This window comes from Streptomyces sp. EDA2-14 (genome assembly GCF_054963755.1).
The window spans coordinates 323,858-333,124 of record NZ_JBUEGE010000004.1; the positions used below are offsets into that span (position 1 = coordinate 323,858).

General features: G+C 69.3%; 16 protein-coding genes. All 16 read left to right on the top strand.

Annotated features, from left to right (window positions below; all coding sequences use genetic code 11):
• Window positions 1-170 precede the first annotated feature (170 nt).
• The 16 genes from ACY34M_RS14545 to ACY34M_RS14620 all read left to right on the top strand — a co-directional run bounded on the left by ACY34M_RS14545 (window position 171) and on the right by ACY34M_RS14620 (window position 9,260).
• On the top strand, window positions 171-437 hold the full coding sequence (locus tag ACY34M_RS14545; RefSeq protein WP_462718040.1) for a helix-turn-helix domain-containing protein: 267 nt from the start codon (window positions 171-173) through the stop codon (window positions 435-437).
• A 98-nt stretch (window positions 438-535) separates the two neighbouring features.
• Complete coding sequence (locus ACY34M_RS14550) at window positions 536-901, top strand: hypothetical protein (protein ID WP_462718041.1); 366 nt, start codon at window positions 536-538, stop codon at window positions 899-901.
• Window positions 902-918: 17 nt separating this feature from the next.
• Window positions 919-1,137: a hypothetical protein gene (locus ACY34M_RS14555; protein WP_462718245.1), complete on the top strand. Its 219-nt coding sequence runs from the start codon at window positions 919-921 to the stop codon at window positions 1,135-1,137.
• Window positions 1,134-1,466, top strand: a complete 333-nt coding sequence (locus ACY34M_RS14560) for a hypothetical protein (protein WP_462718042.1) — start codon at window positions 1,134-1,136, stop codon at window positions 1,464-1,466. The genes ACY34M_RS14555 and ACY34M_RS14560 overlap by 4 nt, the downstream gene beginning before the upstream one ends.
• 168 nt (window positions 1,467-1,634) lie before the next feature.
• Window positions 1,635-2,075, top strand: coding sequence for a hypothetical protein (locus ACY34M_RS14565; RefSeq protein WP_462718043.1), 441 nt, complete (start codon window positions 1,635-1,637; stop codon window positions 2,073-2,075).
• A gap of 42 nt (window positions 2,076-2,117) precedes the next feature.
• A complete protein-coding gene (locus ACY34M_RS14570; RefSeq protein ID WP_462718044.1) occupies window positions 2,118-2,537 on the top strand; it encodes an NUDIX domain-containing protein in 420 nt (139 codons plus the stop codon).
• A gap of 38 nt (window positions 2,538-2,575) precedes the next feature.
• A complete protein-coding gene (locus tag ACY34M_RS14575; RefSeq protein ID WP_462718045.1) occupies window positions 2,576-2,806 on the top strand; it encodes a hypothetical protein in 231 nt (76 codons plus the stop codon).
• A complete protein-coding gene (locus ACY34M_RS14580) occupies window positions 2,806-3,252 on the top strand; it encodes a Pycsar system effector family protein (RefSeq protein WP_462718246.1) in 447 nt (148 codons plus the stop codon). Before ACY34M_RS14575 ends, ACY34M_RS14580 begins: the two co-directional genes overlap by 1 nt.
• A complete protein-coding gene (locus ACY34M_RS14585; RefSeq protein WP_462718046.1) occupies window positions 3,252-3,530 on the top strand; it encodes a hypothetical protein in 279 nt (92 codons plus the stop codon). The genes ACY34M_RS14580 and ACY34M_RS14585 overlap by 1 nt, the downstream gene beginning before the upstream one ends.
• Complete coding sequence (locus ACY34M_RS14590) at window positions 3,527-3,838, top strand: hypothetical protein (protein WP_462718047.1); 312 nt, start codon at window positions 3,527-3,529, stop codon at window positions 3,836-3,838. Before ACY34M_RS14585 ends, ACY34M_RS14590 begins: the two co-directional genes overlap by 4 nt.
• Window positions 3,838-4,317, top strand: a complete 480-nt coding sequence (locus ACY34M_RS14595) for a hypothetical protein (RefSeq protein WP_462718048.1) — start codon at window positions 3,838-3,840, stop codon at window positions 4,315-4,317. Before ACY34M_RS14590 ends, ACY34M_RS14595 begins: the two co-directional genes overlap by 1 nt.
• Before the next feature lie 13 nt (window positions 4,318-4,330).
• Window positions 4,331-4,606: a hypothetical protein gene (locus ACY34M_RS14600; protein ID WP_462718049.1), complete on the top strand. Its 276-nt coding sequence runs from the start codon at window positions 4,331-4,333 to the stop codon at window positions 4,604-4,606.
• A 2-nt stretch (window positions 4,607-4,608) separates the two neighbouring features.
• Window positions 4,609-5,280 (top strand): hypothetical protein, encoded by a 672-nt coding sequence (locus tag ACY34M_RS14605; RefSeq protein ID WP_462718050.1) that lies wholly within the window; start codon window positions 4,609-4,611, stop codon window positions 5,278-5,280.
• A complete protein-coding gene (locus ACY34M_RS14610; protein ID WP_462718051.1) occupies window positions 5,280-7,421 on the top strand; it encodes a helicase HerA domain-containing protein in 2,142 nt (713 codons plus the stop codon). The genes ACY34M_RS14605 and ACY34M_RS14610 overlap by 1 nt, the downstream gene beginning before the upstream one ends.
• A 186-nt stretch (window positions 7,422-7,607) precedes the next feature.
• Window positions 7,608-8,069, top strand: a complete 462-nt coding sequence (locus ACY34M_RS14615) for a hypothetical protein (protein WP_462718052.1) — start codon at window positions 7,608-7,610, stop codon at window positions 8,067-8,069.
• 39 nt (window positions 8,070-8,108) lie between these two features.
• Window positions 8,109-9,260 carry a DUF2637 domain-containing protein gene (locus tag ACY34M_RS14620; RefSeq protein ID WP_462718053.1) on the top strand — a complete coding sequence of 384 codons (1,152 nt, stop codon included), beginning with the start codon at window positions 8,109-8,111 and terminating at the stop codon, window positions 9,258-9,260.
• Window positions 9,261-9,267: the final 7 nt, after the last annotated feature.

A 9,267-nucleotide genomic window follows, 5' to 3' on the forward strand; every position in this document is an offset into this window, starting at 1 on the left:
TTCTTCCAGCTGAGCCCCCAACTGCCAAACAGTTGGGGGCTTTTTGCTGCGCTCGAACGTGTCGCACTACTTGCATACCCATGCTGCACTCGCTACGGTTGCACCACTGAACATGGATATCCAAGTTCAGTAACCCACTCCTGACCTGCACTTGTCGACCGGAGGCCCTAGTGCCCACACCCAACGACGAACTCGCAGCAGAGCTCGCCCAGTTGCAGGGGGCGCTCAAGCCGGCCGAGGTCGCCGAGATGCTTGAAGTCCACCCCGCCACGGTCTACCGACTGATCGCGGCAGGGCGACTCCAGACTGTCCAGATCGGCAGCGGCACCCAACGCCGCACCGGCCTGAAGGTCCCTCAGTCCGCCGTTGTCGACTACCTCCGCAGCGCGCGGGTCGGCCCGGCAACCCTCACGACTCCCGCCGAGGAGGCCGCGTGATGTCCATTCAGTCCCCTGCTCGTCCTGTCCCGCTTCCGTCCGCCCTCCCTGGCGCTGGCCGTCTGACGGCTCCGCTCCCGCAGCCCGCTCTGACGGCGATGGCCCGCCTGGACATCAAGCTGTCCGGTTCGTCGCGTGCCGACTGGGGCCGGATCGCCGAGGCCCGCTACAACCGGCTGCTCGCGGTCGACCCCGGTGCTCTCACGGATGCCGAGTTCGCCGAGTACTCCGCGGCGGGTGATCTGCTGGCTGAGGCTCGCGTCCTGCCGTCGGCTGCGGAGCGTGCCGTGGTGCGTTTCGAGGTCTGCCAGGAGCTGCATGACAGGCTGCTGGCGCAGGGCACGGACACCTGGACTGGCCAGCAGCTCCGTCTGTTCGGTGACGCGAAGCGGGAGATGGCCGAGCGGCGCGAGTTTCTGACGCGGGCCGGCCTGCAGTACTTGATCGAGGACGGCGGCGTCTGATGGCTACGGCAGTCGAGATGTCCGCGGCCGATGTGACCGCGCACGAGAAGGCGTCGTTCGTCCGTCGCCGGATCCTGGAGCGTTTCCCCGCGGGGGGCCCGCGTGGTTCGTGGCCGGCTGAGAAGTTCGCCGCCGACCGCCGAGCCGAGGGTGTCCCGGCCGAGGTCGTGATGGACCTCAAGGCGGATGCGTTCCTGGTGGTCGTGCGCAACGAGCAGCTGGCGGTGGCGTCGTGACCACGAAGCACTCCCACGGCCCGAACTTTGGCCGACACGTCGAGGACTGTCCGCGCTGTATCGAGCTGCGGGCCGGTGCCGAGCCGGTCCAGTCCGGCTGGAGCAGCCGCAGCACCGAGGCGCCGAAGACCACTCAGCACACGCACCAGGTCGTCTTCGGCCGCAAGGTCGACGGTTGCCCCCGCTGCGACGAGCTGGCTGCGGGCGCCGAGCCGGTTCGCTGGGGCAAGTCCCGCCGCCAGCAGGACCTTGAGCGGGCGGCCGAGATCCGCGCCCACGACTGCACGCAGTCTCGCTGCGGCGCCGTCTGCACCTTCGGCGACTGGTAGCCACTAGATCCCCGCGGGGGCGCGGATGTCCCCCTGTCGCGTCCCCGCGGTTCCAGCTCCCTGTTCCGTGCGGGCGCGGTGGCGTCCGGTGCTTCCCCCGGTACCGGTCGCCTCCCGCTCGTCCGGCACTGCCTTCCTACTTCTTCGACCCGAGAGGGCCTGATCGTCATGCCGTACATCCCGACCGCTCCCGACCTGAAGAACGAGGTCGCCGAGACCATCCGCGCCCGCCGCAAGGACATCGCTGCCGACAACGAGACCAAGTACCGCAGCTTCTACGGCAGCACCGACCGCGACGACGCCGGCAGCTTCACCACCGTCGGCAAGTCCCAGGTCACCGTCGAAGCCCTCGTCAAGGCGAGCAAGGAGCGCAAGCCCGGAGGCCGCCTATGGGAGGAGGAGATCCAGCTGAAGGTCGGCGCGGCCGCCAAGTGCCACGGCCACGGCTGCACCAGCCCCACCTTCGAGCAGTGGCACGACGGCCACTTCCTCGTCGGCGACGACGCCGACGACACCGCGAAGACCGCCATGCCGCAGGTCCAGGCGGCCCGTGAGTGGGCGCAGACCCACGCCGAGAAGTGCCGCGCCGAGACGTACACCGGTCGCTGACCGTATCCCACCATCCCAACTTCCCGAGAGGGCTTGACCGTCATGTCCGAGCGATCCGAAACGATCCGCTACACCGCCGATGTTGTCGTCACGACGACCGACGGGTACGTCCTGCTGATCGAGCGCCGCTGGGCCCCGCACGAGGGCCAGTGGGCGCTGCCCGGCGGGCACGTCGACCCCGGCGAGACGAGCCTCGCCGCCGCGGCCCGTGAGCTCGCCGAAGAGGCGGGCGTGTACGCGAAGCCGGAAGAGCTGGCCCAGATCGGCGTGTTCGACCGGCCCGACCGGGACCCGCGCGGCCGGTACGTGACCGTCGCCTACCACCTGACCGTCATCCCCGGAACGCCCATCGAGGCGGGCGACGACGCGGTCAACGCCCAGTGGTGGCCCCTGAAGGCCCTGCCGCCGCTCGCGTTCGACCACGCCGACATCCTCGGCGAGCTCGCCAAGACCATCGCCTGACCGCCCCCCAACTACTCACCCGAGAGGGCTTGACCGTCATGTCTCCGAACCTGTTCGACGCCGATTCCGCGCACACCCCCGAGGGGGAGGAGGCGCGCGCCAAGGCGATCGTCGCCGACCCGTCGGTGCTGAGCATCAGCGACCTGTTCACCGCGTTCGCACGGGCCCGCCAGTCCGGCGACGAGGTCGGCGTGCGGCGGATGCTCCGCTCCGTCGGCCCGCAGCTGGCCGCCGAACTCCGTGGCTTCGACTACCCGGCGGCTGCGTGATGTCGGGGGTGTCGACGGCGCGCGCTGAGGCGCAGTCGCTGATTGCCCGCGTGGATTCGAAGGCTTCGTTGCTGGTGGCGTTCGACGGGGTGGCGCTGGCCGGCCTGTGGACGGCGGCGTCGGCGACGGATCCGTCGCCGGGCCCGCTGGCTCTGGTCGTCGTGTCCGGGCTGCTGTTGGTGGCGTCGATCGTCGTGTCTCTGCTGACGGTTCGTCCACGGCTGGGGGATGGCCGCAGCGGGTTCCCGTTGTGGGCGCGCCTGTCGCCGTCGGAAGTGGATGCGCTGCTAGCGGCGGAGGAGGAGGCCACGCACGTGGTGGCTCTGTCGCAGATCACCGTCGCGAAGATGGGCGCCTTCCGGCAGGCCGTCGACATGACGCTCGCTGGAATGGCTGCCGCCGTGCTCGCAGGCGCCGTTCAGACCCTCATTGGGGTGATGGCGTGATGGCCGACGTCAAGGTTCCGACGGCTTGGCCGGAGAACGTCACGGCCCGTTTCGTGACCGCGTTCGGGCTCCACTTCGACGACCAGCGCGCATCCACCGACGTGGTCGACGAACTCACCGCTAACGGGGCGAAGTCCCGCGCCTACTGCGGACCCTGCCAGCGGCTCGTCGACGAGTTCCCGGACCGATTCCGTGACCGGGCCCTCGACGCAGCCGCCGCACACGCCAAAACCTGCATGGCCATACCGCAGCCGACCCCAGAGGAGAACGAACGATGAAGATGCCCCACCCCATCGAGATCGTCGGCTTGACCATGACCGTCGTGGCAACCGGCAGCACCGTGGCAACCCTCCACGAGCACCACATCAGCGTCCTGACAACCCTCGCCGTCGTCGGGTGCATGCTGTCGGCCGGTATGACGCTCACCAGCCAGTTCGTCAAGGCGGCGACGACCCACGTGTACCGCTGCACCGTCGAGGACTGCTCGGTGGAGATCCGGGCCACGCACAACCACACGCCCGAGCGGCTCGCCGTGCTCGAGGACCTGGCGACCGACCACGCCCACCACGGAACGGGAGGCGCGTGATGCCCACAACGGACGCGGGCGCCTCGAAGACCGGCACCACCTTCCGTATCCCCCAGCAGGGCGCGGGGGAGGCATTCGTCTTCGTCATCCCCGACAGCCGACCGCGTAAGAGGAAGCCGCTCGACTACCTGGGCGCCGCAATCTGGAAGGCCCGCAGGGCGCTCGCCCCGTTCGCGGTCGCCGGTCTCGCCCTGGTGGTTGCCTTCGCGCTGCACCTGTTCGCCTGGTGGTCGTGCTTCCTGCTCGCTCCGGCCGCCGCCGCGCCTGCTGTCTGGTTCGTCGTCGTCCACCGTCGTAAGCCCGCTCGCGGTTCTGTCCTGGCCTGGCGTATCGGCCTGGCCGGTGTCGGCACGGTCGCGGCCGGGTGGCTGGCGTTCGCCGTCGCGTTCGGCCCGTGGAACGGGCCGCTTGGTCTGCTGTGGCTGCTCGCTCTCGCCGTCACCGAATGCGCGTGGCTCATCGCCCGCAGCGCCCACTGAAAGGGGAGCCATCGTGTACGGCGCCCGACGCACCGCCCTGGCCACGCTAGTAGCCCGCGCCGCCGCGGCTACGGCGCGTGCCGGCCGTCTGTTCGTCCGGGTCGCCACCAGCCGGACCCGCTGGGGGCTGACCGACCTGTACGCCGCCTTCATGGCCGCCCGGTTCCAGGCGGCACACGCGCTCATCGACCAGGCCGAGGCCCAGATCGGTGACCACCCCGACGCCGATTTGGACCAGGTCCGCCAGCCGGCCTGGTTCGGATTCACCATGCTGCATGAGGAGAAGTGACCATGACGACCCCCGCGAGCGCCCAGCCCTACAACTGGGCCGATGATGACGACGACTTCACCCCGGCCAGTCCGACGATTCCACCGCAGCCGACACAGCCGCCGCGGCAGGACCCCTCGCCGTCGGCGGGCAGTAACGGCTCCCGAGCCGCCCAGGGGGCTGCGGCGGCCGGCGCCGCTGCGGGCGGGTTCGTCGGCGGCCTGGGGAACTCCTTCGCCCCGCCGGTCACCATCAACCTCGGCGGTGGCAACGGAGGAAACGGCGGCGGCAACGGCAGGGGCGCAGGCGACAACCACCAGGGCGACGGCATGATCCGTGCGATCGAGAAGATCGAGTTTCGGGGGTCGAAGGACATCACCGCCCTCGCGCGGGCCGTCAATCGCCTCGGCCGCGAGCTGCACTTCATCCTCAGCCTGCGGGCCGAAGAGGTGCAGGGGGTCCTGTCCACCTACAAGGGCAAGTGGTACACCTTCGGCGCCTCCAGCCGGGTCAAGGCTCGTCTGGTCGCCATGCACCTGAAAGTCAGTGCCGAGGCCGCCAAGGCGCTCGGCGTCGGCGCGCTGAAGATGGCACACGCCTTCGACCGGCACTTCGTCAAGCCCGAGCAGGAAGCCAAGCGGAAGAAGTCCGGGCAGACCAAGGCCCGCCGCGAGTTCACGATGGATGACGTGTGATGACCCGCACCACGAACCGCGCCATCGCGGCGAACGGGCAGGTCAACCAGACCGCAGAGATCATCCCTCTGACCGTCGGCAGGGGCGGCCTCGCCGGGCAGATGGTCAGCCACCTGGTGGGCAAAGCCCTGCCGTATGCCGCCCCGTGGGTCGGCGCCTACTCACTGCCCCCGATCGCCGGATGGGCCACCAATGCGATGTGGGGCGACAGCGTCGCCACCGCCGGGTTCGCCTCGGCCGGGCTCGGCATCGGAGCCGCCGCTCTCACCGCTGTGACCTGGAACGTCGCTGGCGGTACCAACGCCTTCCGTAAGTTCCGGCGCGTCCAGGCGACCGCGTCCGTTGCGGCCGGGATGGGCTGGCTGACCTGCGCCACGGCGGCTGGGCCGTTCGGGCACCCGCTGCTCGACCTGTGGCTGATGGGCGGCGGGATCTTCTCGGCGTCGTGGAACATCCGCCAGGTCATGCGGAACGCCCATGACGAGACCGAGCAGGTGGAGGGCAATACCGGCTTCGCGAAGATCGCTGAGGCGGTCGGCCTGGAGAAGCTGAAGATCAAGTCGGCGAAGGGCAACGGCAAGGGCATGGTCAAGGTGCCCGTCGAACTGGCTGCCGGACAGACCATCGAGGACGTGCAGTCCGCCCTGCCCAAGCTCGCCGCGGCCACGCGCATCCCACCGTCCGGCGCTACCGTCGCCACGGACACCAGAAACGCGGCCCTCGCCACCCTGAACCTGCGCGTCGCCGACCTGCTGGAAGACGGCGTCGAGTTCATCCCGCCGATCCGCCTCGGCCTGCTGCCCAACGACGAACTGCCGCTCGGCCTGTACGCCGACGGCGAGACCTTCACCATCAACCCGTTCGATGCGGCCATCCTCCAGCACCTCCTCGTCATGGGCGTCACCGGCGCCGGCAAGTCCGAGTTCGCCCGCGGGCTGCTCGCGCTGCTGATGACCCGCCGCAAGATGACCGTGATGCTGGTCGACTGCTCTAAGGGCCGCCAGTCCGTCGGCCACATCAAGCAGGGCCTGGATGTCTTCCTCACCGACCTCCGCGACGCCAAGCACCTGCTCAAGTCACTGCCCGCCGCGATCAAGGTGCGCGGCGACGTCCTCGCCGACGAGGGCCTGGACCAGTGGGAGCCAACGTCCAGCCTGAACGCGGTGTGCCTGTGGCTTGAGGAAGCCGCTGACCTCGGCGACTTCGAGGAACTAGACAAGATCGCGCGGGCTGCGCGGTCGGTCGGGATCTGGCTGGTCGTCTCCCTCCAGCGCGCCACCTGGACGAACCTGTCCACCGACGTCCGTGCGAACCTCCAGGCGTTCGCCTGCTTCGGCGTCGACGACGCGGGCGATGCCTCCTTCTGCATGCCGGACAGCGTTACCGACGCCGGAGCCATCCCCAACTGGGGGGCGAATCGGCCCGGATACGCCTACGCCGGCGGCATGGGCATCCCGCAGAGCCGGTGGACGACCGAACTGCGGTCCGGGTTGACCGACCGCGAGCTGCTCGCCGCGCTGGTCGACGCCGGGACGGCGTACCGGGATCCGCTGGATGAGGCGACCGCGAAAGCCCTCGGTCTCTGGTACGCGCAGCGCGCTCACAAGGGCACCAACCGGGCGACCGGACACGTCAGCGGCACCGCGCTGCCCGCCGCCCCGCCCCCGGTCCAGGCCTACGACCCCGCAGGAGCCGATGTGAACACCGCGCCAAGCCGGGACGACGCGGGCGGCGATCTGACCGCTGACCAGGAGGAGTTGGTCGCCATGGCCGAGGAAGACGCTTACGAGCAGGTCATGGGCCTGATCCCCGGCGACCCCGAGCCGGATGCCCCCTACGCCGACATCCATGTGGACGGGGCCATGCCCGAGGACGCCGAGGACGTCGAGATGCAGTTCGCGCAGCAGGAGAAGCTGTCCACCGAGGCGGCCCGCCACATGCTGGCCGAGCAGTTGCACCAGTGGGCCGAAGGCAACCAGCTCACTTTCTCCCCCGGGGATCTGGCCCCAGTCACCGTCGCCGCCGGACGGAAACGGCCGTGGCTTCAGGGGGAGCTGGCCAGGCTGGTCAGCGAGGGCGTCCTCCGCCATGACAGGCACGGCGAGTACGACATCGTCCGCTCGCCGCTGGTGCCCGCATAGCAGTCACCTTCTGTGACTGCCTGACTGTCACGTCCCGGTCTGACTTCTGACTGTCAGGCCGGGAGGGGGCCTATAGGAAAGTCACCTGACTTTCGCCCTGACCACGGCCCTGACGCCCCTGACTAGTCAGACGCCACTTCTTCTGACAATTACGCAACGTAACGAACCTCGCAAGGAGTAGTTGCCGTGAACACGCCGCCCGAGCTTTACCCGCCCGCCCAGGCGGCGGGGCAGCCCACCCTCCGCCCCACCGACCGTCAGATCGAGCTCTACGGCGAACGTCAGCCCGCCGTCTGGGTCCCGTCCGCCGAAAACCCCAGCGTCATGGTCGCCGTGCCGAAGCAGTACGTGCAGCCCATGGAGGTCATGCCCGCCCGTGACCTCACCCCGCAGCCGCTCCTCGACCCGATCGCCCAGCGCCTGATCGGAGCCGGAGCCGGCGGCGGCGCCCTCGCCGCAGGTGTCGGCTACGGCGTCGGCCAGATCTTCTCCGGCATCGCTGGCATCACCAGCGGCAGCCTCTTCTGGCTCGCCGTCATCATCGTCGCGCTCAAGGCCCCCTCCGCGGCGCGCAGAGTCAGCGGCGGCAACACCTACAACACCGTCATCCGCCAGAAGTGGTGGGGCGACGTCGAGATCCACAACTAGCCCCCGACCACCCGCTGTACAGCACGAGAGGAACTCCCCGTGCAGACCCAGGACGCCCTGCAAGCCAAAATCGACCAGGCCGAGAAGTCGCTCCGCCTGGTCTGGGTGATCGCATTCGGCGCCATCGTCTTCTCCATGCTCACCGTGACTCCGCTCGTCCAGCGGGTCACCCCGGACGGGTGGGACCAGACGGCGCCGCTCCTCCCGCTCGTGGTCGACGCGGCCGTCATCATCGTCGTCCGCATGGACGCCACGATCAGCGGCTTCAACGTCAAGGGCGGCGCCTGGCCCACCATCCTGCGCTGGATGACCGGACTGTTCACCCTCGGGCTCAACATCGGCGACAGCGCACTCGACGGCAGCCTCGTCGGCGTGGGCGTGCACGCGGTCTGCCCGCTGCTCCTGATCGCGACGAGCGAGGCCATCCCTCGATACCGGCGGACGATCGCCGCCGCGGTCGCCGAGATCCGCCGTGAACAGTCCGCCGAACAGACCCGACGCGAACAGCGGCAGACGGACCGTGAACGCGAGCAGCGTGCCGAGCGTGAACAGGCTGCAGCCCGTCGTGAACAGCGCGAGCGTGAACAGCGCGAGCACGCCCAGCAGGCGGCCCGTGAACAACGTGAACAGGCACAGCAGGACGCCCGAGAACAGCGTGAGCACGAGGCCCGCCTCGCCCGAGAGGAACGCGAGCACGCCGAGAAGACCGAGCGTGAACGCCTTGACCGTCAGGCAGCCGAACTAGCCGCTGAGCAGGAGCGAGCCACCCAGATCAGGCTCGCCGAGATCGCTGCCGCCGAGCGTCGGGAGCAGGCCGACCGGGAGGAAAGGGAGCGTGAACGAGCGCGCCAAGAAGAGGCGGAAGCTGTTCGCCGCGCCGAAGTACAGGCCCGGCGTGAACAACAACAGCGGGCGGCCCGTGAACACCCGCCGACCTCGGCATCGCCTGTTCGCGAACAGCGCCCACTGCGCGCCGTGAACACCCTGACGCCGGACGCCGCGAACACCCCGAAGGTGCCCGAGTCCATCGCGATGAACATCGTTCGCGAAGCCGTGAACAAGGACCAGGTGCAGATCCGAAAGATCGCCCGCGAGACCGGATGGTCCCCTGCATGGGTCTCGGCCCGAGTGAACAAGCTCCGCGGCGACGACCCCGACGAACCAGAAGAAGGCGAACAAGCCTCCGCATGATCCAGTC

What these genes read in the sequence shown, in the direction of transcription:
- ACY34M_RS14550 (WP_462718041.1), top strand. Translation starts at nt 536, where the DNA reads ATGGCCCGCCTGGACATCAAGCTGTCCGGTTCGTCGCGTGCCGACTGG.
- ACY34M_RS14555 (WP_462718245.1), top strand. Translation starts at nt 919, where the DNA reads ATGTCCGCGGCCGATGTGACCGCGCACGAGAAGGCGTCGTTCGTCCGT.
- ACY34M_RS14565 (WP_462718043.1), top strand. Translation starts at nt 1,635, where the DNA reads ATGCCGTACATCCCGACCGCTCCCGACCTGAAGAACGAGGTCGCCGAG.
- ACY34M_RS14570 (WP_462718044.1), top strand. Translation starts at nt 2,118, where the DNA reads ATGTCCGAGCGATCCGAAACGATCCGCTACACCGCCGATGTTGTCGTC.
- ACY34M_RS14575 (WP_462718045.1), top strand. Translation starts at nt 2,576, where the DNA reads ATGTCTCCGAACCTGTTCGACGCCGATTCCGCGCACACCCCCGAGGGG.
- ACY34M_RS14580 (WP_462718246.1), top strand. Translation starts at nt 2,806, where the DNA reads ATGTCGGGGGTGTCGACGGCGCGCGCTGAGGCGCAGTCGCTGATTGCC.
- ACY34M_RS14585 (WP_462718046.1), top strand. Translation starts at nt 3,252, where the DNA reads ATGGCCGACGTCAAGGTTCCGACGGCTTGGCCGGAGAACGTCACGGCC.
- ACY34M_RS14590 (WP_462718047.1), top strand. Translation starts at nt 3,527, where the DNA reads ATGAAGATGCCCCACCCCATCGAGATCGTCGGCTTGACCATGACCGTC.
- ACY34M_RS14595 (WP_462718048.1), top strand. Translation starts at nt 3,838, where the DNA reads ATGCCCACAACGGACGCGGGCGCCTCGAAGACCGGCACCACCTTCCGT.
- ACY34M_RS14605 (WP_462718050.1), top strand. Translation starts at nt 4,609, where the DNA reads ATGACGACCCCCGCGAGCGCCCAGCCCTACAACTGGGCCGATGATGAC.
- ACY34M_RS14610 (WP_462718051.1), top strand. Translation starts at nt 5,280, where the DNA reads ATGACCCGCACCACGAACCGCGCCATCGCGGCGAACGGGCAGGTCAAC.